At 48.7% G+C, this 23,026-nt stretch carries 22 protein-coding genes; 12 read left to right on the forward strand and 10 right to left on the reverse strand.

Annotation, left to right across the window (positions count from 1 at the left end; genetic code table 11):
• Nucleotide 1: 1 nt before the first annotated feature.
• The 6 genes from ABIC15_RS05850 to ABIC15_RS05875 are packed head-to-tail and all read left to right on the forward strand — an operon-like array spanning nucleotide 2 to nucleotide 3,873.
• Nucleotides 2–898: a hypothetical protein gene (locus ABIC15_RS05850; protein ID WP_354020001.1), complete on the forward strand. Its 897-nt coding sequence runs from the start codon at nucleotides 2–4 to the stop codon at nucleotides 896–898.
• The gene (locus ABIC15_RS05855; protein WP_318929503.1) at nucleotides 895–1,305 is read left to right on the forward strand and encodes a DUF4430 domain-containing protein; all 411 of its coding nucleotides are present in this window, start codon (nucleotides 895–897) and stop codon (nucleotides 1,303–1,305) included. Before ABIC15_RS05850 ends, ABIC15_RS05855 begins: the two co-directional genes overlap by 4 nt.
• The gene (locus ABIC15_RS05860) at nucleotides 1,283–1,981 is read left to right on the forward strand and encodes a hypothetical protein (protein ID WP_354020003.1); all 699 of its coding nucleotides are present in this window, start codon (nucleotides 1,283–1,285) and stop codon (nucleotides 1,979–1,981) included. The genes ABIC15_RS05855 and ABIC15_RS05860 overlap by 23 nt, the downstream gene beginning before the upstream one ends.
• Nucleotides 1,944–2,909: an ATP-binding cassette domain-containing protein gene (locus ABIC15_RS05865; protein ID WP_354020004.1), complete on the forward strand. Its 966-nt coding sequence runs from the start codon at nucleotides 1,944–1,946 to the stop codon at nucleotides 2,907–2,909. Before ABIC15_RS05860 ends, ABIC15_RS05865 begins: the two co-directional genes overlap by 38 nt.
• Entirely contained in the window at nucleotides 2,900–3,466 is a 567-nt protein-coding gene (locus ABIC15_RS05870) for an ECF transporter S component (RefSeq protein WP_354020006.1), read from the forward strand. Before ABIC15_RS05865 ends, ABIC15_RS05870 begins: the two co-directional genes overlap by 10 nt.
• A 32-nt stretch (nucleotides 3,467–3,498) precedes the next feature.
• Nucleotides 3,499–3,873: a hypothetical protein gene (locus tag ABIC15_RS05875; protein WP_354020008.1), complete on the forward strand. Its 375-nt coding sequence runs from the start codon at nucleotides 3,499–3,501 to the stop codon at nucleotides 3,871–3,873.
• Between the two features lie 63 nt (nucleotides 3,874–3,936).
• On the opposite strand, the gene ABIC15_RS05880 is transcribed toward ABIC15_RS05875, so the two are convergent.
• Nucleotides 3,937–4,749, reverse strand: a complete 813-nt coding sequence (locus ABIC15_RS05880; protein WP_354020010.1) for an SDR family NAD(P)-dependent oxidoreductase — start codon at nucleotides 4,747–4,749, stop codon at nucleotides 3,937–3,939.
• 156 nt (nucleotides 4,750–4,905) lie between these two features.
• On the opposite strand from ABIC15_RS05880, the gene ABIC15_RS05885 reads away from it, so the two are divergent.
• Nucleotides 4,906–6,366, forward strand: a complete 1,461-nt coding sequence (locus tag ABIC15_RS05885) for an MDR family MFS transporter (RefSeq protein ID WP_354020012.1) — start codon at nucleotides 4,906–4,908, stop codon at nucleotides 6,364–6,366.
• A gap of 54 nt (nucleotides 6,367–6,420) precedes the next feature.
• Here ABIC15_RS05885 and ABIC15_RS05890 read toward each other — a convergent pair whose 3' ends face one another.
• Nucleotides 6,421–7,314, reverse strand: a complete 894-nt coding sequence (locus ABIC15_RS05890; RefSeq protein ID WP_354020013.1) for a DMT family transporter — start codon at nucleotides 7,312–7,314, stop codon at nucleotides 6,421–6,423.
• 43 nt (nucleotides 7,315–7,357) lie between these two features.
• Between ABIC15_RS05890 and ABIC15_RS05895 the strand changes: the two genes are divergently transcribed.
• From ABIC15_RS05895 to ABIC15_RS05915, 5 genes are all read left to right on the forward strand, one after another.
• The gene (locus ABIC15_RS05895; RefSeq protein WP_354020015.1) at nucleotides 7,358–9,475 is read left to right on the forward strand and encodes a DNA topoisomerase III; all 2,118 of its coding nucleotides are present in this window, start codon (nucleotides 7,358–7,360) and stop codon (nucleotides 9,473–9,475) included.
• On the forward strand, nucleotides 9,475–9,891 hold the full coding sequence (locus tag ABIC15_RS05900; protein WP_012369866.1) for a hypothetical protein: 417 nt from the start codon (nucleotides 9,475–9,477) through the stop codon (nucleotides 9,889–9,891). Before ABIC15_RS05895 ends, ABIC15_RS05900 begins: the two co-directional genes overlap by 1 nt.
• Before the next feature lie 70 nt (nucleotides 9,892–9,961).
• Nucleotides 9,962–10,495, forward strand: a complete 534-nt coding sequence (locus tag ABIC15_RS05905) for a hypothetical protein (RefSeq protein ID WP_012369867.1) — start codon at nucleotides 9,962–9,964, stop codon at nucleotides 10,493–10,495.
• Nucleotides 10,496–10,889: 394 nt separating this feature from the next.
• Nucleotides 10,890–13,460 carry an ATP-binding protein gene (locus ABIC15_RS05910; RefSeq protein ID WP_354020017.1) on the forward strand — a complete coding sequence of 857 codons (2,571 nt, stop codon included), beginning with the start codon at nucleotides 10,890–10,892 and terminating at the stop codon, nucleotides 13,458–13,460.
• 239 nt (nucleotides 13,461–13,699) lie between these two features.
• Nucleotides 13,700–14,758, forward strand: a complete 1,059-nt coding sequence (locus tag ABIC15_RS05915) for an MFS transporter (protein WP_354020019.1) — start codon at nucleotides 13,700–13,702, stop codon at nucleotides 14,756–14,758.
• A 72-nt stretch (nucleotides 14,759–14,830) separates the two neighbouring features.
• Here ABIC15_RS05915 and ABIC15_RS05920 read toward each other — a convergent pair whose 3' ends face one another.
• From ABIC15_RS05920 to ABIC15_RS05955, 8 genes are all read right to left on the reverse strand, one after another.
• The gene (locus ABIC15_RS05920; RefSeq protein ID WP_354020020.1) at nucleotides 14,831–16,009 is read right to left on the reverse strand and encodes an MFS transporter; all 1,179 of its coding nucleotides are present in this window, start codon (nucleotides 16,007–16,009) and stop codon (nucleotides 14,831–14,833) included.
• A 146-nt stretch (nucleotides 16,010–16,155) separates the two neighbouring features.
• Complete coding sequence (locus tag ABIC15_RS05925; RefSeq protein ID WP_354020022.1) at nucleotides 16,156–17,286, reverse strand: ABC transporter permease; 1,131 nt, start codon at nucleotides 17,284–17,286, stop codon at nucleotides 16,156–16,158.
• The gene (locus tag ABIC15_RS05930) at nucleotides 17,286–17,987 is read right to left on the reverse strand and encodes an ABC transporter ATP-binding protein (protein WP_354020024.1); all 702 of its coding nucleotides are present in this window, start codon (nucleotides 17,985–17,987) and stop codon (nucleotides 17,286–17,288) included. Before ABIC15_RS05930 ends, ABIC15_RS05925 begins: the two co-directional genes overlap by 1 nt.
• Before the next feature lie 15 nt (nucleotides 17,988–18,002).
• Nucleotides 18,003–18,599 (reverse strand): MFS transporter, encoded by a 597-nt coding sequence (locus ABIC15_RS05935; protein WP_354020026.1) that lies wholly within the window; start codon nucleotides 18,597–18,599, stop codon nucleotides 18,003–18,005.
• Nucleotides 18,600–18,609: 10 nt separating this feature from the next.
• The gene (locus ABIC15_RS05940; RefSeq protein ID WP_483298753.1) at nucleotides 18,610–20,037 is read right to left on the reverse strand and encodes an FAD-binding oxidoreductase; all 1,428 of its coding nucleotides are present in this window, start codon (nucleotides 20,035–20,037) and stop codon (nucleotides 18,610–18,612) included.
• Nucleotides 20,038–20,045: 8 nt separating this feature from the next.
• A complete protein-coding gene (locus ABIC15_RS05945; RefSeq protein WP_290830300.1) occupies nucleotides 20,046–21,068 on the reverse strand; it encodes an ABC transporter permease in 1,023 nt (340 codons plus the stop codon).
• Nucleotides 21,065–21,931 (reverse strand): ABC transporter permease subunit, encoded by an 867-nt coding sequence (locus ABIC15_RS05950; RefSeq protein ID WP_318091905.1) that lies wholly within the window; start codon nucleotides 21,929–21,931, stop codon nucleotides 21,065–21,067. The genes ABIC15_RS05945 and ABIC15_RS05950 overlap by 4 nt, the downstream gene beginning before the upstream one ends.
• A 23-nt stretch (nucleotides 21,932–21,954) precedes the next feature.
• Nucleotides 21,955–23,022 carry a DUF58 domain-containing protein gene (locus tag ABIC15_RS05955; RefSeq protein WP_354020028.1) on the reverse strand — a complete coding sequence of 356 codons (1,068 nt, stop codon included), beginning with the start codon at nucleotides 23,020–23,022 and terminating at the stop codon, nucleotides 21,955–21,957.
• Between the last annotated feature and the right edge of the window lie 4 nt (nucleotides 23,023–23,026).

A 23,026-nucleotide genomic window follows, 5' to 3' on the forward strand; every position in this document is an offset into this window, starting at 1 on the left:
CATGGACTTTCTTATCCAATGGTCATTGTTTCTGTTAGCAAGTATCCTGCTCGGTTTCTTTTTAGAAAAACGGACCGAAAAGGAACAATATCTTTACCTGAAGTTTGTTTTTTATGCTTGCTTAGGATCAGTGTCGTTTCCTGTTTACGATATCCAATTGCCGCTTGGCATTATTTTGTTCCTGATTGTCCTGCATCCGAAAAAAAATTCACGGTACAAACGATATATGGCCTTATTCGGATTCCTCTTTTTTCTGCTTCAGCTCATCATGGGACCGTTTGATACGTTTACGCTGCGGGAAGAAACGCAACAAATGGGACAGGTCACGATTACGAATGAATCGTTTGATACGCTGATGACGCACATTGATCGGCGGATCGGAGATGACTCTTTGCGACTTGAACAAAGTCAGTTGTTATTTGATCAGGGAGGTAACTTGCGGAATGCGACATTTGAGTTGATTGCGAAAAGTCCGAAACGGTTCATCCGGTACGAAGTGTCGTATCAGGAAGTGACGGGCACATTAACGTATCGTCCCCGGGAAGAAGTCCTGACGCGTTCGCTTGAGGTTTATTATCAAAAATTAATTGATGCTTCAACCTCGTTTCAGACATTGAAGACGTTATCCATCAAACAGATTCTTCATGAATCGAAGACTCCTTATGTCGAGATGGATTTGGACGGGTTGTATGAAACGTTCAGCTTACAGGATGCGACAGTTCTCTTGATTAACGATCAAGGCGAACTGATTCCGTATGTCAACACGGGAGACGATGTGTTAGCCAACGCGATTCGATTGACGTACTTGCGTTCTGACGGTCAATCGTTACGGGAGAAAACCATACTTTTATACAATTACAGTTTTGAGACCTCAAGACGAAAAGGAGTCGTACGATGAAAAAATGGATATTAATCGGGGGAGTCCTCCTCCTGGCAGGATGTGCGGAACAACCGACAGATCAAGCTGCTGAATCAAAGAAGTGTGAACGTTTGGTAGAAGTATCGGTCGTCAATCATGCAAGTGATAAGACATTATATGAAAAAGACATGTGTCTCAAGAAATCAGAGACGGCACTTGATGCGTTAGAAGAAACGGATCTTCCAGTCGTCAAAACCGGTAAGGGTGAGATGGCATACGTGACGGCCGTTGACGGCATCCGTGAAAAATCAGCCGGAGCAAGCAGCGGCTGGGTGTTCGGCGTCAATGACAAACCGGCACAAGTCGGGGCAGGGGCGTATCAATTAAAAGACGGCGACCGTCTGGAATGGCGATTTGAAAAAGATGCAATGGCTTATTTTCAGTAAGGCGGAACGGGAGCGACTTCATCCACTGAATGTCGCTCTTTTTTTAGTGGCGATGTTATCGGTCCCGTTTTTTTTGCAGACGCATGTCAGCATTCTGATTGTCTTGAGCGGACATCTACTGTTCTTTACGTGGATTCGGCAATGGAATGTCCTGCGTTATTTAACCTTACCCTTGATTTATATCGGAATGATGTATGTTCCTTTGCTTGTCGGTGCTTCCGTTGATCCATACGGAATTTGGTTGACCGGTCTGACGGTGGCATTGTTCGTAACATCCAGTCAACTGACCTTCACCCTGGTCCGCCTTGATCAAATGGGACCGTTATTCCGGGTTTTACCGCGCCTGACCCGTTTGACGGGAATGGTCTTGGCAATCTTACCTTCATTGCTCCGGACGTGGCCGGAAGTGAAAATGAGCCATGCCAAACAACCGCTGGCGGAAAAGATGGAACGGGTGGCACTGTACCACCTGTTGCCCGTCGAAGCGGTTCCCAGTTCGTTACGGCGTTTGACGCGTTCTGATTGGATGACCGGGCTTTTAATTACAGGAATCTATCTTGCCTTCTGGTCTCCTGTAGCAGTAGTAGCCGCTTTAGTGTTACCCGGACTGTTGATGTTCTCGAAAGGAGGGATACGCGATGCCTACCATTATTACCGACGAAACAGGGTCACGTAAGTGGCTGGAACAACTGGCTCGTGCGGCCGGGACAGAAGTGATTCAACCGGATCGCCTGCTGCATGGCCGTGTCCGCGATATGTTGGCGACAACCAGTCTGTTCGTTGCTGGAGAACTGGCAACGTTACTCGGCTTAGAAGCTTTCTTTGACCGGGAGACAAGTGAATTATCCTCGGGGGAACAGCAACTGGTCTCGCTCGGGTATACCTTGTCCGGCTTACCGGAAAAAATCTTCTTGGCAGAGCCGTTTTTATTTTTAGATCAAGTCCGCAAAACCCGGCTGATGCTGTTGTTCGAGGAAATCGAACGCCGTTTTTCCTGCCAGATCACCTATTCCGTCATTCAACAGCAGCCCCTTGAAAAGCTGGAAGGAATAGAACCGGGCAAAGGAAAGGTCATCGATGAGATATGGCGCATCCGGCACCGCTATCCGTTACAGGAAAAGTATGCCTTGTCGATTGAACGATTATCCTTTCATCTGGGGGAACGGGTGGCCCTGATCGGAGCCAACGGAAGCGGAAAATCAACATTGCTCCGTCTGTTACTTGGTGTAGAACGGCCGCTGTACGGAAAGGTTAGCCGGACCGGAGAAAAATGTTATGTTCCGGCACATCCGGCGCTTGCACCTGTCCTCGACAAGCCGAACGCTACGTTTTCTGAACAAAAACAACAATTGATGGAACGGCTTTCCTGGAAGGAAGAAGCCTGTTATTTTGATGAACCGACGGCCGGATTAACCAATCGGCAACGGTCTGCGTTCATTCAAAATATGCTCGATCATCCGGATCAATTGATTGTATTCGCTACGCACGATCCTGATTTGATTTCTTATGCGACCCGAGTCGTCTATCTGGTTCAGGGGGAAATTGCTTTTGACGGTCCAACTTCGACCTTCATCGAGCAAAGCAGGTTATACGAATGGAACTGATCGGAGCAGCAGTCCTCATCATCAGTGTAGTTGTTTTATCTTTTGAAAAGCGTCCGATGTCAGAGGCGATGCTTCGGTTCATTGCGCTGGTCACAGCGGCAGCGATTGTCGGACGGCTGATTTTTGCGAGCATTCCGAACGTCCAGCCGGCGACGGCACTGGTTCTTTTGGTCGCTGCCTGTGTAGGACCGGTCACCGGCGCCATTGTCGGGATGCTTGTAGTCGTGTTGACGAGTTTATTTTTAGGAAGTGGTCCTTTCGTATTATTTCAAATTATTGCCTATACGGTCATCAGTCTTTTCTGTATTTTGCCGGGCATGCAGACGCGGTGGATTCTAACGGCTTATGGACTGGCGGCAGGTTTTTTTTATGGATGGATCAGCAATTTGGGTTTTTTGATCTTTACGGACTTTTCGCGGGAAGCGTTTTTTACACTCCTTTTGACAGGCGGTTTTTTTGATTTGTTGCACGGTGTTTCGAACGCTGTTTTCATCTGGTTGCTGTATCCGATTTTTTTACGGATTCTGCATTCGTTTGATGGAAAACAGGGTACATGATAAGTAATCCCATTCGATTGGAGTGAAGCGTAATGCTGAGTTCGCCGCTGTCCATAACGTATCTCGTCGGGGTGTTACTTATTGCTGGTTTGGGTCTGGCATTTGGGAGTATTTTATTGTTGAAGGAAACGATTCGGGGACGGTATGCAGGGTTTTACTTACTGGCAGCAGCCATTTTTCCCGGAGCGATGCTGATTACATCTGCAGAAGGCGGATTAGTCGGACATCTCTTTTTTGAAACGGATCTCTTCTTGTCGATTGTCGCCTGGTTATTAGTCCTGTCGAGCGGTTATTTGGTCATGGTGACGGGAGCAGTCACTCTTCGGTATGTATACCGCTACACCTCGATTCCGAAAAATGTTCAAAAATGGATGACGGATCATGTGCATCGTCCGAAACCGAACTGAATCAAAGAAGACGTTCGTTCTTTTCCGGTATGAAAAGAACGGACGTCTTTTTTAATGTCTGGATCAGTTGGAGACAGCGAATTCTTCAACCGGCGTTTCATGTTGTTGCTGATCTGGATTTTGAATGCGTCCCGTGACTTCCGTCAAAAGGCGGCGCGGCAAGAATTTTGCAAATGTCACCATGGCGCGGTTGCTCGCTCCCGGTACGACAACCCGTTTGCCTTTTAAGGTTCCCCGGTATCCGGCAAAGGCGACGAGATGAGACGGCATGCTTTTGAAAGGTAACGTAATCTGTGCACGGTCAAAGAAGTTCGTATCCGTCGGTCCCGGGCAAAGGCAGGTGACCGTCACGCCCGAACCGTCCAGTTCAGAAGCGAGCGCTTCGGACAGCGATAGGACATACGCTTTTGTCGCGTAATAGACACTCATGTAAGGTCCCGGCATGAAGGCGGCAACAGAGGCCACATTCAAAATCCGGCCGAATCCGCGGTCAAGCATTCCCGGCACCAACCGTTTCGTCAGTTCCGTCAAGGCGACGACGTTGACATGGATTGAATTTAAATCTTCGGACGGATCGATTTCTGCAAAGCGACCGGATGTCGCAAAGCCGGCGTTGTTGAACAACAGATCGACCGTCAGTTCATGTTCTTCGAGGAAACTGAGGATCCGCGAGACACTGTCCGGTTTTGAAAGATCGGCTGCGAATGTATAAGCCTTGATTTGGTAACGTTTTTCAAGGACATGCTTGAGCTCCGTCAGTTTCTTTTCATTGCGGGCAATCAACACACAATCAAACCCGTCACGTGCCGCCAAAACAGCCAAATCGAGACCGATTCCACCGGAAGCACCTGTAATCAAAGCGGTTTTTCGTAACATATCATACTCCTCCATTCAATTGATGACTCATTCTCTAAACTTTATCATTCCCTATTGTTCCCTTGATTCCTGCTCGATAAGCATCTCCTTTTAGAAGTCCGCCGATTCAAGGTATGATAAAAAAAGGATACACCTACAGAAAGTGAGCTGAGTCTCTTGAGGAAAAATGTCACGATTGCTTTGTTATTAGCTACATTTCTAGCGGCGATTGAAGGTACGATCGTTGCGACGGCAACACCGGTCATGGCAAGTGAGTTAAACGGCGCGAAACTCGTCAGCTGGATTTTCGCCGGTTTCTTACTGTTCATGGCCGTCTCAACACCGATTTACGGGAAGATGGCAGACCTGTACGGAAGAAAACGTGTCCTGTTATTCGGAATCGGTGTCTTCACGGTCGCGTCGCTCGCCTGTGGATTGGCGCAATCGATGGAAATGCTGATTCTGTTCCGTGCCGCGCAAGGAATCGGAGCGGGAGCCGTCTTGCCGATTGCGATGACGATCATCGGGGATTTATATACATACGAGGAACGCGGAAAAATTCAAGGCGTTTTAAGTGCGGTTTGGGGAATCTCGGGTGTCGCCGGTCCGCTCGTCGGCGGTTTTTTAGTCGAGACGTTATCGTGGCGTTACATCTTTTTATTGAATGTACCGTTTGCTCTGATTTCATTCATCATGATTGTTTTGTTTTATAAAGAAAATGTCACTGAGACGTCACGGAAGATTGATTACCGGGGAGCCATTTTATTTGCGACTGGCATGAGCGCGTTACTGTACGGATTATTATCGGGAAGTGAATCCGAATCATTTGCCGAGCCGCTGATTTTAATCAGTTTTGCAGTCAGTGTGATCCTGTTGTTCTGGTTTTACCGGGTCGAGAAAAAAGCGTCGGATCCGCTGTTGCCACCGGCGGTCATCCGGCATCCGGTCATTCTCGTCATCAATTTGGCGGTTTTCTTTTCTGCCTGGGTACTCGTCTCGATGTCGGCCTACATCCCGATTTTCGCGCAAGGCGTGCTCGGGAAAAGTCCGACGGAAGCCGGCTTTATGCTGATGCCGCTGTCGTTGTTTTGGACACTGACTGCCATCATCGGCGGACGGACGATCGGAATTGCCTCGCCGCGCTACCGAACGATGACTGGAATGGGGTTACTCGTCATCGGGATGGCGATTTTAATCGGAATCGGCCGGGAATCGAGTGATGTCTTTATCTATCTTGCTGTTTCGTTGATCGGAATCGGTTTCGGACTGGCACAACCCGTCTTTATGGTCGTCCTGCAGACTTCGGTCGACTGGTCGCTCCGCGGATCAGCGACTGCCGTCAACTCGTTTTTGAGTACGACCGGACAAACGCTTGGTGTGGCGATCTTCGGGACCTTGTTTAATGTGTCGATCATCCAGGCATTTTCCGACTCGAAGCTGCTTTCCGGCTATTCGATTGATCCGTTTTTCCAGTCGGGTACGGCATCCCGTTACGGAGCGGACGTTCAATCGGCCGCGGAACAGGCACTCGCAAACGGACTGCATCTCGTCTTCATCGGGGGTCTCGTCTGTGCCATTCTGGCCTTTTTCATGACCTTCCGACTGCCGAAAGTCCGTCCGGAAGATCCAACCAATTAAAAAATACCAGTCAGACCATCTTCTAACAGAAGACTGCTGACTGGTATTTATTTTTTATTCCGCAGTCGTCGCGGCATTTTGTTTGGCAAATTGTTCCCGGATATCGCGTTCATTGCGGCGCAGGAACAGACCGATTCCGACGAGCAGTAAGGCAGCACCGGTGATTTGAATCCACGTCAATGATTCCTGGAACAGGAAGTATCCGAAAATCATTCCCCAAACGGCTTCCCCGAGAATCGTGATGCTGACGATGCTGGCGCTAACACGTGACAAGGCCCAGTTGAATAAGTTGTGACCGAGCAGTGTCGGGAAAACAGCGAGTAAAATATAGATTTTCCAATCGGTTTGGAATGAACCGACTAGATTGACCGATTGAATGAGCGAAAACAGTAACAGAACGACGGAAGACACGGCATAGACGCCGAATGAATACGTATTCGTCGAGACACTTGTTCGGACGTGTTGACCGAGCAGCCAGTAACCGGCGACAAGAATCGTTGCCAGCAGGGCGAGTCCGTCTCCAATCAGTGCTCTTGGACCAACCGCGATGTCACCATAAGCGACAAGTCCGCCGCCGATTAAAGCGACACCGACGAAAAAGAGCGCTTTTCTCGACGGATGCTGTTTGAAGAAGACGGCATTGCCGATTAAAACAAAAATCGGACTCGCGGTTACGAAGAGCGTCGAACTGGCAACTGTCGTATAATCAAGGGACAGGAACCACAGCCAAAAATGACCGGCTAAGAGAATTCCGCTTAATATCATATGTCGGATGGTCGTTGAACTGAGACTAAGTAATTCTTTCAGGTGAATCAACGGTAACAGCAACAGTGTCGAAAACAACATTCTGTAAAAAGCAACCGCTTCAATTGGGGTTTCGGCACATTTAACGAAAATTGCAGATGTCGAGATAAAAAAGAGTGCCATGAATAAAGTGAAATAGGGCATGTTAACCTCCGCGTGTCTGAAGTAAGGAAATGAGGGTGAACCAATGCAATTAATCATTGCGGAAAAACCAAAACAAGCTGAAAAACTCGCAGCACCGTATCCATCGGTCAAGCGGGACGGATATATTGAAATCAAACCGTGTGACCGGTTTCCGGCGGGGGCAAAGCTTGCTTATGCCGTCGGCCATTTATGTGAACTCCAGGAACCAGCCCATTACGATGCCAAATGGAAACGATGGAACTATGACCATCTTCCGATCATCCCGGAACAGTTCGACTACCGGTTATCCCGGGGAAAAAGCAAAACCTTTCAAGTCATCAAGAAGTTACTGAACGAACGGACGACAACTTCCATCATTATAGCATCGGATGCCGAGCGAGAGGGAGAGGCAATCGTCCGATTGATTCTCCGGTTGGCCAATAACGCAAAACCGATTCAGCGCCTTTGGATTTCCAGTCTGACCCCGCAGGCCGTTGATCACGGTTTTGCGAACCTGCTCGACGGCAAAGAAACCGAGAATCTGTTCCACGAGGCGATGAGCCGCGCCTGTGCCGACTGGTTAATCGGGATGAATGCTTCCCGGGCCTATACGACGCTGCTCAAGAAAAAAGGCATCGCCGATGTCTTTTCACTAGGACGGGTCCAGACGCCGACATTGTCATTGATCGTCGAACGGGAAAAACAGATTGAGAACTTCCGTCCGGAAACATTTTTTGAAGTCGAGGCCGACTTTACACGGTATACTGGAAAATACATCAATCTGAAAAAACAAACAAAGATTACGGAACGAAGCCTTGCGGAAGCGATTGTGGCCCGGACGGCAGGAACCGGTACCGTCGCAGCGGTCGATAAGACAGAACAAGTTGAAAAACCGCCGTTCTGGTTCAGTTTGTCGCTCTTGCAAACGGAAGCCAGTCGCCGTTTTGGACTCGGGGCAAAGGAAACACTCGATATCGCGCAAAAACTTTATATCCGGGGCTGGATCAGTTATCCGCGGACGGATTCGTCCTTCGTCTCAAAAGACGAGGCGAGCCAGTTTCCGGCGATTTTAAAACGGCTCTTGAAACAGCCGGAGTATACCGAACTGACGGACATTGTGACGAACAATCTAACGAACAATAAACGGTATGTCAATTCCGCGAAGGTCAGTGATCACTATGCCATCATCCCGACGGAAGAAGCGGGAGCCGTTGCGAAACTGTCCGGACGTGATGCGCAAGTCTATGATTTAATCGTCCGCCGTTTCCTGGCCGCGTTTGCACCGGATGCCCGGTCGGAAAAAACGGAAATCATCACGGAACGGGAACAGGACCGTTTCCTGACGAAGGGCAGCCGGTCGCTTGAACTCGGTTTTAAGAAAGTCTTGAAAATTGAAGCAAAAGAGCAGGAATTGCCGGCAGTGGAAGTCGGTCAGCCGGTACCCATCAAAGGAGCAAAGCTGCTCGAGAAACAGACGGAACCGCCAAAACGCTATACGGAAGGGACGCTGATTCTCGGAATGAAGACAGCCGGGAAAGTGCTCGAAAATGAACTGCAAGCCATCATGAAGGAAATCGAAGGCCTGGGAACAGAAGCGACACGCGCCGGCATCATCGACGGACTGAAACGCCGGGAATACATTCAAGTCAAGAAAAAAGAACTCCATCCGACAGCAAAAGGGCGGATTTTGATTGAAGCCGTCAGCGGCAGTATCCTCGCTTCCCCGGAGATGACGGCAAAGTGGGAAAGCCGGCTCGACCAAATCGGCAAAGGGGAAGCATCCGCGGCTCAATTTGTCGATCAGGCGAAGAAGCTGTCCCAGCATTTAGTCCAGGATGCGAAAACACGGGTGGAACAACTGGAAGTCGATCCGACGCAAGTTCCGGCTAAACGGGCACGCGGCGCCACGAACCGGCCGGTCGGCATCTGTCCCGTCTGTCAGGCGGAACTGCTTGATCGTGGAAAGTTTTACGGGTGCAGTGCCTATCAGAAAAACAATTGCGGGTTTACCCTGCCGAAGACGATACTCGGGGCGCGTCTGACACAAACCGAGCTGAAAAAAATGCTCGCGAACGGAAAAACAAAACCGCTTGAGATGAAAAAGAACGGGCGGACTTTCCAGGCGATGCTGTATTTGGAACAACACCAATTGAAATTTGAGTTCGTGAAGGGAGAAGCTTGATGTATTACGATTTAATGGAGAATAAAACCTTTATCCCGATGTTTGAACAATTTTTAAAAGAGGGGACAAAGCTGACGGTCTGGTTTCCGAACGAAGTGACGATCGGGCAGGCGGATGCTTTGATCGAAGAAGCGGAGGAATTGTTCGGGGTGACGGCCGAAGTCATCGATGATCCGCAATCGTTCGGAAAATCCTTGCTGTTGCCGTATTTAACGGAGCAGGAAACCCGGGAAGACGATTTCGTCCGTTACGAAACGGTGATGACGGAAGAGGTGAAAGCAGTCTTACGGGAATTGACCTTGCCGATGATGACAGACGGTGATTTCGCCGTCCTCTATTCGTACCGGATTGACCGGCCGGATGGTTTTTTATTCGTCGAAGATTGGTTTAATGCAGAAGTTTCCTTAGAAACTTAACAAAAAAACGGAAACCCTCCTGGTTCGTGTTGCGTAAGAGTAACTATCACACGAAACGAGGAGGGCTTTTATGTCGTTTTCAGGAATCGCTTCATTGCTTAACGGCAACCGACTGTTGCTGTATATCGAAGGTGACGGTTTTTTTTCCGGAATGCCGGTTTTTATGATGATCTTTTTTGGAATCATCGTATGTATTTTCGTCATCGGTCTGTTTGCGATGATTACACAGGGTGCCTCGACACACAGTCTGACGAAGTCGCTCCGGCATCATGCCTCGGAACTCGTGACACCGTCGGAGGAAAGTGCACAGCGGTATCTGGATTATCTCCGCTCCTTGTCATCGTTTCCGGTCGAAAAGACGAATCTCGAACCGATTCGTTTGGCGAAAGGGATTCTATCGTTGATTCAACAGACGGATCAGGTACAGGAGGCAACGAAAAAAGACATCGCGGCACAATATGCACGACTCGGTGTGTTGATGGGGGATCCGCTCGCGGATGAAGAACCTGTCCGCCGTCATTCGAGTATGCATCATCACCATGACCACCATCAGATGCACGTCAATCAGCAACAGAACGATCACTCCAATCATTCTAATTTTTAATGGTTTGGAGCCGACTCACGAGTCAGTCTCTACAAAGAAAAGGGTGACGGATTCCAATTCCGTCACTCTTTTTTCGTTAAAAAAGATCACCCGGTTCACGCGACTCCTGCAGGAAAAAGTACAAGTTGGGCTGTCAGAGACAAACTGGCTTGTATCTCGCCTGAGAAAAGGGCGTGAAAGAACGAGTGATGCCTTTTGGAATCAGCTCCTTTTAACAAATCGTCCTAAAATCCCCCATTTTTTGAAATCTCTTTGTAACATACAAGCATTTAGATTAAAGTTAGATGAAAAGTAATCTTTTTTGAGCATATTTAGTGGTTTTGCCTAAAAAACCTTTAGAATAAGGTTTAGAAACAATTAGTTTAAATTTTTACAAGTAGAGGGGGATGAATAGATGAAGTCATGGCTTAATCGAACGATTGGACGCCAAATTATGTCTGCCTTCTATATGATTATATTGACACTCGTGCTGACCTCAGCCGGCGTTTATTTTTATACGAAAAGTCAGGTTCAGACATCACGTCAGGAACTGCTGACATTAAACGATCATCGGACACGTGCGACGAACTTATATGAATCATGGCAAAGTCTTCAGTATGAAATGCGCGGATTCGTCTTATTAGGTGATGAAGCAATGCTGGAAGAAATTGAACGTAAAAAAACGAACATCAATCAACAAACAACGTGGTTTGAGAAAAATGCCCGTTTTAAAGAAGAAAAACAGTATGCAAAAGATGCCCGATCGCTTTATACGGCGTATACGCAACGCGTCATGCCGAGTCTGACGAACTACGTCGCTGCTAAAAAAGACGGGGATGTGACAGAACCGTTCCTGCAGATGGCAACGCTCGGAAAAGTCACGAAAGCACCGACACTCGATCCAAAACGGAAGTTCAATATCAAAACGAAAAGTGCAGCGGATATGAGTTCAAGCATCGTCGATATGGAAACGGTCTTCACGAAGTACCGCAACTCGCTCAATAAACAGGAACTTGCGGCGCAAGAAAAACTGGGCAAACAGGTCAATGCTTCTCAAGTACTTGGGTTCATTAATCTGGCTGTTCTCCTGCTGATCATTGCGTTGCTTGTCCGTCCATTTGTCTCGCGTCTGACCGGACAATTACGTCAGTTGAACCGGGAGAGCAGTCGTCTCGCACAAGGCGAGGATGCGACACCAATCAAAGTTGTGAATTCACAGGATGAAGTCGGTGAATTAACGACAACTTTCAATCAGATGGCAGCATCGATTTCTTCCCAAAAGATGCAACTCGTTTCAAGTAACGATGAGTTGCAGAGTCAGCAGGAAGAACTCGTTGCCCAACAGGAAGAGTTACAGATGCAACAAGAAGAACTGGAAGAAGCGCTCGATACTACGTTGCGAAATGAAACGCATTTGCGGTACCGCAATGAGTTGACGGAAACGCTCGCTTCGCGGGAAACGTTAACGGCTTACCCTGCAATCATTGAAAAATTAATTACGATTACCGATGCCGAGCTTGGTGCGATCGTTTTCCTTGACGACGATCGTTATACGGATATCGTCTCGTACGGGATGACACCGGATCAGGAGCATCAGTTGTTACACTCTTCAATTTCGTTACTGGAACGGGCACGGATGCACAAGCACGCCGTCCGTTCGACGAAACAAGTGACGAGTGATCATCCGCTTCCTTACCCGTACAGCATGTACGAAACGGTTGTCCCGGTCATGGATCCGTCGACCAATACGATGATCGCAAGCATCTATCTGGTCCGTTACCGGGATCAGTTTAATGAGGAGCAAACGGAAGAAATCTGGTCGTTCTCCCGACAGTTGGCCTTGTCACTGCTCCGGATGCGGGTCTTTGATGAAATCGAGCGGGAACGCGAGAAAACATCGAAGCTGTTGCATTCGATCCGTGAAGCTGTCATTTATATCGAAGATGATAAGATTTTCGCCAACAAACCGTTACTCGCCTTGTTCCATCATCCGTCCCATGATCAATTTGATGAGGGATTGATGACGCTTGACGTCAAGATTGAAGAGTTGGCTGTTCAGGTCGATCAACATGAAGCATTCCTCGAATATATGAGTCGGGTCTGTCTTCATGAAATTCCAACCGAAGGCTTATCCTTATCCTTAAACAAAGAGGAACGATTTGTCCAAGTGTATGCGGAAGGGATTCAGTACGGCGGCCGTTTCCGCGGAACGATGCTCGTGCTGCGGGATGTGACGATTGAAACCGGCATCGACCGGATGAAGTCGGAGTTCGTCTCGACAGTATCCCATGAGTTGCGGACGCCGCTTGCATCCATCTTCGGGTATACCGAGTTGATGCTGGCGAAAGACTTGCCTGTCGATCGTCAGCAACGGTACTTGACGACGATTCATTCGGAGACGCAACGTCTGACGAGTCTCGTCAATGATTTTCTTGATGTTCAGCGCATGGAATCCAGTCAGCAACAGTATCAGTTTGTAAAACTCGATCTTCGGAACTTGATTCAGGAAGTTGCCGAATTCCATGCCGGTTCAACGAGTCATCACCAATTGACACTCGAAACCGGGGACCGGCCGCTTCGTTGGATTGAAGCGGACGAACCAAAAATGCGGCAATTATTCGGGAATTTGATTAATAATGCCATTAAATATTCACCGGACGGCGGAGAGATTGAGCTTAAGCTGGAAGAGCTGGAGGACCGGTTACGGATCCAAATCATCGATGAAGGAATCGGGATTCCGCAACACGCCTTACCGGAACTCTTCAGTAAGTTTTACCGGGTCGATAATTCTGACAGCCGGAAAATCGGCGGGACCGGTCTTGGCCTTGCAATCTGTCAGGAAATCGTCCGTGCCCATGACGGGTTGATCCATGTGGAATCAACAGAAGGGAGCGGTTCGACCTTTACGATTGAACTGCCGTTCGTGCAGGTGAGTTCGCTTGAAACAATTACTGGAACGGAACACGCGAAAGACCATAAAAGATAAGCAGACTGAAACAGCAGCAGACAACGGACTATCCGTTGTCTGCTTTTTGGTGTAAAACGATTCGGAAGAAACAGTAACGGGAAAAGTAAAAAACAGGTCACAGAATATTATTCAAAAAGGAGGAATTCACTGTGAAACAGATACGACCGCCTTGCTAAGTTCGACTTCGACGAAATATTCAACTGCTGTATCTGAATCGTTGTTTGACCGCATGTCTGCCGGCTTACGTTATTGAGCGATTGTTTTGGCAACAACGCGGCATGACGGTGCAGGACGTCGTCTATGCTGAAATTGTCTTTGCCCTGACGGTGGTGATGCTAGAAGTCCCATTTGGTTTGTTCGCTGACCGGTTGGGACGGAAAATCAGTCTGCTGACAGGAACCCTATTTGAAACGTTATCGTTTGTAATCTTGCTTCACGCGTACGACCTGTCGTCCTTTTTACTCGCCATGGTGTTAGCCGGAATCGGAAGTGCCGCTGTCAGCGGAGCGGAAGAAGCATTGATTTACGAAACGATGGAGCAACTAGGGGGAAGGGAGCATTTTGAGAAAACGATTGGTCGGATAAACGCGGCAGGCCTTGCAGCAACCGGTAGTGCGGCGCTGATTGGAGCATGGCTTGCGACACTGTATGAGCTGACGGTGCATTATTATCTCTCGTTTGGTTGTTTGACGGCGGCTGTTTTTGTCAGTTGCTTGTTGACTGAACCGGACAAATCCGGACGACCGTCAGTTTCTGTTACGTGTTACGACTGGTGTCGGAGGAACCTTGTTCCTTCGTTTATCCGGGTGACGTTACTCAGCATTTCGTTCGGTGCGACAATCACGTTCTTGGATGAGTTTTGGCAATTGTATGTTCAGTATCAAGGTATTTCCGTCTCCTGGTTTGGGATTATCTTGATTGGCTTGATGGTTGCCCAGGGACTCGGTAATCTTTTGCCTAAACCGGCCCGTCCGTTCGTTCCGCTCAGCGTTCTTCTACTTGTGTATGGAGGCGGTTTTGTCTTACTTGCTGTGATGGACAGTCGATGGTCCGTTTTTGTCTTAATAGGTCTGTTTTTGATTTACGGCTGGTCGGAACCAGTCCTGACGACATGGTTGCAGGACATATTGACGGATGATGTTCGGGCGACCGGCAGTTCAATGCTGTCGATGCTTGAGAGTGTGGTGACGATCGGAATCGGATTGGGATTTGGTCAAATCAGTCAAAGTTCAGGTCTTAACGGAGCCTATTTCTCGCTTGGACTTGTCTGTCTGTTGATGGGAACAAGATTGCTGGTATTTCATCAAAAAAGATAGCAACGAACAGATGAAAAAGAGAGGTCTTTCCAGGTGTGATACCTGAAAAAACCTCTCTTTGGTGTGCTCGTCTTATGAGATGCGCTGTTTCTGCTTGATCGAAACGGCATCAGGCAAACGCCGTGCTGCCGGGAACATCAGCAGAGCGACAGCGGCCGCGATCCAGTAGACAGTCTCGATACTCAAACGGTCCGCAAGCAATCCGAACAGCAGACTGCCGAGACAAAAGCTGAGCGTATAGACGGTTTGTTGCATGCTGTAGACATACGGTAAGCGGGCGGCTGGCGTCGCTTCTTGTAAACAGGTAGTCAACTCAATCGCCCGTAGTTGGTTAGAAGCGCCCTGCAATACACAGGCGACAACGGCAAAGACGACAGACGGTGCAAATGCAAATAAGACGGTGGCTCCGACCGATAACGCCACACTCAGCGTTAACAGGGAAGCAGACTTAGTCCGGCGGAGCATGTAATAACTGCCACCGATCATGCTGAGCAGGTAAAAGGCATTTAAGATGCCCCACCAGCTGTCAGATACATGGAGATGCGTATCAATATAAACAAGGAATAACGCTGAAATCCAGGCGGTACTGGCAAAGGCGTCGATGCCGAGCAACGTCGTATTCAGCCGGGCCAGTTCAGTCGTCCATGTATAGCGGAAGCTCGACCGGAACGATGGTGTTTCCTGCGTTTCTTCGACAGGATCCGCGAGTTGACGGACCTGATGACGAAACAGACCGGTCCAGAGACTTGCCAAAACAAACAAGCCGAATGAAATCGTCAGCACGAGACCGGGGGAGCCGAGGCTGACAAAAATCGCACCGAGCGGCCACATTACCAGTTGGACAACTTGGTTTGTCCCTTGAACCAGACTGTTGGCTTTTTGAAGATTATCCGTGATTCGCGGCAGGAAGGCACTTTCGAGCGGTCGGGCAAATCCGTCGAGAAAGGCAATCCAGACGACGCATCCAAGCAGATAACCGAACGGTAAATCAAGAAATACAATCAGACCGAGGCTGATCGTTTTTAAAAGCTGACTGGATAACAAAAGCGAAGCATGACGGAACCTTCTTGCGAGATCGGCAAAGAAAAATCCGCTGATCGTCATGCCTGCTGTCACGGCAATCGGAAACAGGGCAACAGTGCTGGCCTGTCCGGTTTCAGCATACAGGGTAGCGATGAGAGCGACGATGTAGAGCGCATCTCCCGCATTTGCTACCCACTGGCTGACCAGTAAAGTTGTAAATCGGTTCATCTATAAAACCTCCACATCGTTCGTATTTAGTTAGTGGGTGGGTAAATAGATGAATTTACATCGGTCAGCCTCATTTCGCGTTTTTTTTGATTGTATAAGGAAAAAAATGGATTGTCAATGGAGTCGGGAAAATGAGGTCAATGAACTCAGACCGGGCGTTGTTTTTTGAGCGCCCGCATGTTGAGGGCGACGAATAACACAACAAATCCTGCCAGCACGACGAGGTCGACCCAAATGTCCTGCAACCCGTAGCCCCGAGTCATGATATTTTGCAAGGCGTGCGCAGCATAAGTCAACGGCATCAACCGGTTGATGACTTCCACCCAAAGTGGCGCATCACTCAAATCAAACAGTCCGCTGAAAAAGATCTGAGGTACGATTGCTAAAGGGATGAACTGAATCAGTTGAAATTCCGTCCGGGAAAAACTCGACAGCAGTAAGCCGAGTGACAAGGCGACACTTGCCGTCAGAAGATTGACGAACAAAAGCAGGAAGTAGTTCCCCTGTTGCGTCACGTCAAGTACGTTGACGATGAACAGTTGGATGAGAATCGTTTGAATCGTGACGAATAAAAAAAAACCAACGAAATAACCGAAGACAATGCTTGAGCGTTTGAGCGGAGTCGCAAGTGTCCGTTCCAGTGTGCCGCTCGACCGTTCCCGTAAAAAGCTGACACCGGCAATGATGAAAACGAATAAGAAGATAAAAAAGCCCATTAAGGCAGGAGCGATTTGGTCAAACAATTCAGCGTCCGGATTGCCGTATAAAAACTGGATGTCGGGTTTAGTGACGGCCGGTGTGACAGGTTGCGGTGTTTCAAACGTTTGATTCGTCAATTGAGTCAGCTGTTGCTGCAACTGTTTAACGGCTGCCGTAAGTTTCGTATTGGCAGCAGACGCTTGTTGTCCCTGGATTGTAATCAATGTCTCCTGAATGACTTGAAGCGCCGCTGCATTTTTTGAAATATCGCCGCCTTCAATCAAAACTTGCGGCTGATTCTGTTGAAAGGTGATCAGGGCGTCGATTTCGCGATCCTTCATGGCAGTGACACCGGCCGTTTTGTCTGTAAAGGTGCGGGTATCGGTTTTTGTTTTTAACGTATCTTGAAAGGCTGCCGGCAGATCGACCGTACCGATCGTCACATCATCCGAGCTCGACCCGAGAATCGTTGACAGTAAGAACAGGACAAACAGCGGAGCGAGAAACATCATCGCAATCGTTCGTTTATCCCGAAAAATTTGTGAAATGACACGTTCCGCTACCGTCAGAGTTTGCATCAGACTCGCTCCTTTTGAATGAAAGCTTCATCGATGGAACCAAAGCGCTGAATCAGATCGTCCGGTGTACCGGCTTCGATCAGGCGACCGTGCTGAATTAATAACAGACGATCGCAACGCTCGGCTTCATCCATGACGTGTGTCGTGACGAGTACCGTTACACCGGATTGACGCAGTTGTTCAAATTCATGCCAAAATGTTTTTTTTAGGGCGGGGTCAATCCCGACCGTCGGCTCATCGAGCAGTAAAAGACTCGGTTCATGAATCAAAGCGATGGCAAGACTGAGCCGACGCTTCATTCCGCCGGAAAACTGATGGATCGGACGATCGGCATCTTTTTTTAAATCGACGAATTCAAGGACGGTTTCGATCCGGGCCCGAAGCCGTGCTTTTTTCAAACCGTATAATTTTCCGAAGTATTTGAGGTTCCCCCGTGACGTCAAGTCTTCATAGAGCGCATCAGATTGTGCCATATAACCGATTTTCTCGGCTTGTGCGAGCGAGGGTTGTCGTGTTCCGAGAACGGTAATCGTCCCAGTCGTCGGTTGCTGCAGACCGATCAAGGACTTAATTAAAGTCGTTTTACCGGAGCCGCTTGGTCCGATCAACCCGACGATTTCCCCCCGACCGATTGAAAACTGGACATCGGTCAAGACCGTTCGTTTTCCGAATGATTGTGAGTAATGGGTCACGTCAATCATGCCATCACATCCCTTCTACTTCTTTATACCCGCTTCGCTGCTTGACGATGAAGGATCCACCTGTTTTTTTTCGGAACGCGGCCGATCCCAAAGTAAACGGACCGTTACATAAAAATAAACAGCGGAGATAATATAAAAGAGACTGCCGATCGTCAAAAAATCAATCAGATAACCGGCGGCGATGATGCCGAGCGCCGACCAGAGGGACGTCTTAAAGTGATAGCGGCCGATTGTCCGACCGACCGTTGTCAGAGCGAGTTCCTGCCGGGCGAGAATGGTTTTTTCCGTATTCTTTTGGAATGCCCCGAGTATTCCCATAATGATTTGAATCAGGTAGACGTGACTGATGGACGTGACGATCGGAACATACAATAAAATCAGTGCCATACCGAACGTATGGAAAATCAGCAGGGACCGGTCGCCGAACCGGTCGCTTAAACGACCGATACCGAGATAGGCGAACGCTGACGTCAGCGTGAAGAGACCGTAGGCCAGACCGAACTGGGCATAGGAATCCCCGATTTGCCGGACGAGTAACAAATAAAAGGGGAAAATGATACTGCTGCTCATTAAGATCATACTTTGAATACGAACAAAAAGTGGATAATTCATCGTTGTCTCCTTACTTCAAATAGTCCAGATAGAATTGGTTCATGAAAAGTCCTTTCGGATCCTGTCGTTGTTTCGCGGCTTTAAAAGCAGCGGCATTCGGATAGGCTGCGGTGAACTGATCACGTGTCGCAAACGGATAGTACGGCAGGTAGTAACTGCCCTGATGTTCGAGTGTCGCATCGATCAATTTCTGGACGATCCGCTTCGTTTCGTTGATGGATGCCGGATCCGTTTCCGTATTGATCAGCCAGACGAGGGCAAACATATCCTGTTTGGCATAAGACAAGGCGGCCGTTCTATCCTGCTCGACATAGCGGATCGTAATGTTTAAGACATTTAATTCGTCGGTCGTTAAAATCGTCCGCAACTGATCGATATAGGAAACAAACGAATCAACCGGAACAAAATATTCCTGGAGTAACTCCGTCCGGCCGGGACTGGTATATTCCATGAAAGCACTGTCGGAGCGCATGACATTATTCCGGGATTCATACGTCCCGCTCTGCTTCAGGAAATACGACTTTTGGAAGGACCACAACTTATTTTTGCCGAAGTCACTGTACCGGGAGAGACCGAGTAAGGCTTTCGGCAGGGCAATGATTGTTTCCTGCTTAAGCGGTTTCTCTTCAATCGGAACCGTTCGTTCGGCTTTATGATAATTCGTCACATACATCTCTTTGAAAAACCCGTCCGGCGCGACGGAAATACGTCCGATATGCATCCGGACGTCAGCATCACCGAGTACATGTTGCCGGAAATAAGCCGGATAATCATGATAGTCCAAAGCGACGGTCTGCTCGGTATACCATTCGTCGTCGGTCAGTTTCAGGGTGACATCCAAAATGATGCCGAACAGTCCGTATCCGCCGGGGACGAGGCGGAATAAATCCGCATTTTCGTTTCGGCTGACATGGACGACGGTACCGTCTGCCTTCAACAGCCGGAAGGAATCGACGGTATCGAGCAGGGAACCGTAGCGGATATCCCGGCCATGGACATTGACGCTGAGGGCACCACCGACCGTAAAGATGTTTTGGGATTGCATGACCTGAACCGCCAGTCCGTCCGGCTGAATCCGCTCTTGAATTTCGGCCCAGGTGATTCCGCTTTGGACTGTAATCCGGTGCTTGTCCGGTGTATATGCCAAAATCCGGTCGTAATCCGTCATATCGAGAACTGTCGTATCCGGGAGATAGGTTTGTCCGCCCTGGCTGTGTTGAATACCGGCGACAGAAACGGTTTCCTGCCGCTGTTTTGCTTGTGCAACCCAGGACTTGAGATCGTTCGTCGATGTTGCCGAACGAATCTGTTTGACACGGGTCGGGAGTAATTTCGATTGGTCGGAACTGGTCAGGACCGGATGTTGATAAGTCCAAAGGGAAAAACTAAAAACCGTCATATACACTGCAATGACGGTACCAACAGCTATTCGTTTCATACATCCTCCTAGGATTTGATTGAAATGTCGACCGAATCAAACGGGTCGGATAAGCGGCTTGCTGCGGCTTCTGCGTCTGCTGCAGCAAGCGGGACAGTGGGAATCATTTGTTGTCGCCGCAAGCGGTAAGCACGCTCGAGGCGGCTCGTCAGTAGATTGGCAAAGAACACGAGCAAAGCCAAAGTGATCGCCGGGACTAAAAACAGATGGTTGATCCAGGAAACGGCCGTGAACTGAAAAAAATAATAACCGAACTGGGAAGCCCATTCAAAAATCGTCGGGGCAGCATTACCTTCGAACAAGACAAGTGTTCCGCCGAAAAATATGCCAAACAACGAGAGATGGATCAGGACCATCAATGTCTGGACAAACTGTTGCATGAAGACAATCGTCAACGTCGGCAACAGGTGCGGCCAGATGTGTGTCCGGAATTGATAGCCCGGACGCCCGCCGAGTGTCCGGGCGACAAGCATGAACTCTTGAGCGAGCAGTTGCCGGGTTTCACCGATGAAATACAGCACGAGTGCCGGTAAACCGAGTAACGTCAAGACACTGATCTCAAGGAAGACCCTTGAGAACGTAGACGGAATCTCGGCGGGATCGACGAACTGGAACGCCGGTAACAGAATGAATAACGCGATCAGCGAAATCGGAAGGATCAGGAAACCGTCTAACAGCAGTCGTAATGCCGTGTACAGCCGTTTCTTCCGAAAAGCAAGCGGGATGCCAATCAGCAGCGCAAGAGCGATTCGGGCGAAGGCGATGCTGACGCAAATACCGATCGTCCACTTGGCACCTTCAATCATCACCTGAAACAAATCGTTTCCGGAACGATCCGTCCCGAGCCACCGTTCTGCAGACGGTTCAAGCGGTGAGGTGGCGATAAATGTTCCATCCTTTGAATAGAGGTTCTGAATTTGATCGACCTGTCCATCACGAAAGACGGAATTGGCAAAACTGAGTATCAGTAAGGTCCCGAAGAACAGCAGACACATCCAAAAGACGGGGTCACGCAGTAAAACACGTCTCATGAGATTTCTCCTTTCCACGAGCGGGGGATACAAAGTTCTGCCACTGTATCCAAAATGAAAAAGGGTACGTAAATGAGGAGCAACAAGACGAGTAATACCGAAAAATCTTGATTGATTAAGATAAAACGGAACAGTCCCTGGACGTTAAAAGCATATTCGATGACGACCAGACTCGACAGAATCGTAATAGTGTTGGTCCGGAAAAACAGATAAAACCGATAAAACAGATTGGGCATTAAATGTTGCCAAAACAGTTGGGTCGAGTGCATTCCTTTAGCACGGGCCAACTCCAGATAGCTCGCATGCTGTTCTTCCTGAATCCGACCGGTCAACCATTTGATGAAGAAAAAGACAGTCGTCAATGATAAAGTCAAAATCGGCAGGAAACGAATCGAATCTGCGAATCCGCCGGCAATTTCAATTTGATTAAATCCGGTCGTCTTAAATAAAAAAACGATGATGGACTGGGAAACGATGATCCAAAATAAATCGGGAATCATTTCAAGGAGCCGGGCGGATTGTGTCAGGATGGACCGGGTTTTTGATCCTGTCCGGTAAAATAAGAAGGCATAAAGCAACGCCACGACCGATGAACAGATCAGCGCACTGGTGAAAATGACGAGCGTTTCCTGGATGAACGGCTGGAGATCAGGCATCAGCGGTCTTTTTTCAGAAGCGGTGACATTGTAATAAGTCAACGGGGCGGAGGTCGTCAACAGACCGAGCTGTTGTTGGACCATTTTGAAATAGCCCGGAAAATCCGGCCGCATCTGAACGATTAAACCCGGCAGAGCGCTGATCCCGACTAAAACAAGAAAAGCAAAAACAAGTTGAGTAGTTTTACGAATGATAAACGACGACATATTGTTCCTCCTACATTAGCAGTTTAACCGATAGCCTGAATGAGATCATTGCCAATTTGAATCAATTGACTGTTGCGGTGTTTCCGGCGTGTGATGTACCGCTCGAATTGTCCGGTCGGAATATAGGTATCCCGCGTCGACAGTGTCGAAAGCATCAATAGGATTTGTTTCAGTTGAGGCTGTCCTTCCTGCAACTTCAAATGAGTCATCCGGTTGTTTACATCCAGATGATTGATGAACAATTCAACCTTACATCCTTCCTTGATCAGTTCACTGACCAGAAAGGCCGTCTGATCAAGGAACGTCTCGAAATTCGTATGCAATCCGTAACCGCTTGGTCCGGACAGATTCAAGGCGAGCGTGAACGTATCCTGGTTACTCGTTTCAAAGACTTTTGCCTGCAACCGGCCGGTCTTCGCTGTCGCATACCAATCAATTTCCTTGGATGGTTCTGACGTATACGGTTTAGCGCCCAGTTGAACCAGTTTGTTTTTCAGCGGTGAGTAGCGATCCGCGCGGTCCCCGATCCGCAGGCGGTTTAACAGGAGCGGTGTCGCCTGTGCCGTCAACGAAGGAAGGACCGTAAATTGAGGAAAGTCATCGAAGGTAAAAAGATAGACACCCATCCGCCAAGGGAGCCGGATGGTTAATGTGAGTTCATCAAAATGAGCCGGTCCCCGCCGCATCGCCTGAATCGGAATCTCGAGTTGTTCGTCCGATTGAATGACGGCGTGATAGGTATGTGGATGAAGCGGGTCCATGTCGGGAAAAATCAGGCCATCTTCCGTATGCAACCGCAGCGTGGTTTTTAACCCCAACTTTTGCAGGGCTTCGAGACCAAAAAGCTGCAGGCGTAATGAGGCCGATTCCTGATTAAACATCAATGGTTCGTAATGTTTCCACTCTAAGGCAATGTCCCGCCGTAATTGTTTTTCGGTCTGACCGACGACATAATGGATGGTTCCAACGGCAGCAAACAGAAAGCCAATCAACGAGAGTCCCGGGATAAATAAGAAGACGAACGTCAAGATGACATAGACGGAAAAGAGCCGGCGCTCGAGCCAAAAAGGAACGGAACGTTCGATGTACATCCTG

It is taken from the genome of Exiguobacterium sp. PvP048 (assembly GCF_040549175.1).
Taxonomy (GTDB): Bacteria; Bacillota; Bacilli; order Exiguobacteriales; family Exiguobacteriaceae; genus Exiguobacterium_A; species Exiguobacterium_A artemiae.

What these genes read in the sequence shown, in the direction of transcription:
- ABIC15_RS05850 (WP_354020001.1), top strand. Translation starts at nt 2, where the DNA reads ATGGACTTTCTTATCCAATGGTCATTGTTTCTGTTAGCAAGTATCCTG.
- ABIC15_RS05855 (WP_318929503.1), top strand. Translation starts at nt 895, where the DNA reads ATGAAAAAATGGATATTAATCGGGGGAGTCCTCCTCCTGGCAGGATGT.
- ABIC15_RS05860 (WP_354020003.1), top strand. Translation starts at nt 1,283, where the DNA reads ATGCAATGGCTTATTTTCAGTAAGGCGGAACGGGAGCGACTTCATCCA.
- ABIC15_RS05865 (WP_354020004.1), top strand. Translation starts at nt 1,944, where the DNA reads ATGCCTACCATTATTACCGACGAAACAGGGTCACGTAAGTGGCTGGAA.
- ABIC15_RS05870 (WP_354020006.1), top strand. Translation starts at nt 2,900, where the DNA reads ATGGAACTGATCGGAGCAGCAGTCCTCATCATCAGTGTAGTTGTTTTA.
- ABIC15_RS05875 (WP_354020008.1), top strand. Translation starts at nt 3,499, where the DNA reads ATGCTGAGTTCGCCGCTGTCCATAACGTATCTCGTCGGGGTGTTACTT.
- ABIC15_RS05880 (WP_354020010.1), bottom strand. Translation starts at nt 4,749, where the DNA reads ATGTTACGAAAAACCGCTTTGATTACAGGTGCTTCCGGTGGAATCGGT.
- ABIC15_RS05890 (WP_354020013.1), bottom strand. Translation starts at nt 7,314, where the DNA reads ATGCCCTATTTCACTTTATTCATGGCACTCTTTTTTATCTCGACATCT.
- ABIC15_RS05895 (WP_354020015.1), top strand. Translation starts at nt 7,358, where the DNA reads ATGCAATTAATCATTGCGGAAAAACCAAAACAAGCTGAAAAACTCGCA.
- ABIC15_RS05900 (WP_012369866.1), top strand. Translation starts at nt 9,475, where the DNA reads ATGTATTACGATTTAATGGAGAATAAAACCTTTATCCCGATGTTTGAA.
- ABIC15_RS05905 (WP_012369867.1), top strand. Translation starts at nt 9,962, where the DNA reads ATGTCGTTTTCAGGAATCGCTTCATTGCTTAACGGCAACCGACTGTTG.
- ABIC15_RS05910 (WP_354020017.1), top strand. Translation starts at nt 10,890, where the DNA reads ATGAAGTCATGGCTTAATCGAACGATTGGACGCCAAATTATGTCTGCC.
- ABIC15_RS05920 (WP_354020020.1), bottom strand. Translation starts at nt 16,009, where the DNA reads ATGAACCGATTTACAACTTTACTGGTCAGCCAGTGGGTAGCAAATGCG.
- ABIC15_RS05925 (WP_354020022.1), bottom strand. Translation starts at nt 17,286, where the DNA reads ATGCAAACTCTGACGGTAGCGGAACGTGTCATTTCACAAATTTTTCGG.
- ABIC15_RS05930 (WP_354020024.1), bottom strand. Translation starts at nt 17,987, where the DNA reads ATGATTGACGTGACCCATTACTCACAATCATTCGGAAAACGAACGGTC.
- ABIC15_RS05935 (WP_354020026.1), bottom strand. Translation starts at nt 18,599, where the DNA reads ATGAATTATCCACTTTTTGTTCGTATTCAAAGTATGATCTTAATGAGC.
- ABIC15_RS05940 (WP_483298753.1), bottom strand. Translation starts at nt 20,037, where the DNA reads ATGAAACGAATAGCTGTTGGTACCGTCATTGCAGTGTATATGACGGTT.
- ABIC15_RS05945 (WP_290830300.1), bottom strand. Translation starts at nt 21,068, where the DNA reads ATGAGACGTGTTTTACTGCGTGACCCCGTCTTTTGGATGTGTCTGCTG.
- ABIC15_RS05950 (WP_318091905.1), bottom strand. Translation starts at nt 21,931, where the DNA reads ATGTCGTCGTTTATCATTCGTAAAACTACTCAACTTGTTTTTGCTTTT.
- ABIC15_RS05955 (WP_354020028.1), bottom strand. Translation starts at nt 23,022, where the DNA reads ATGTACATCGAACGTTCCGTTCCTTTTTGGCTCGAGCGCCGGCTCTTT.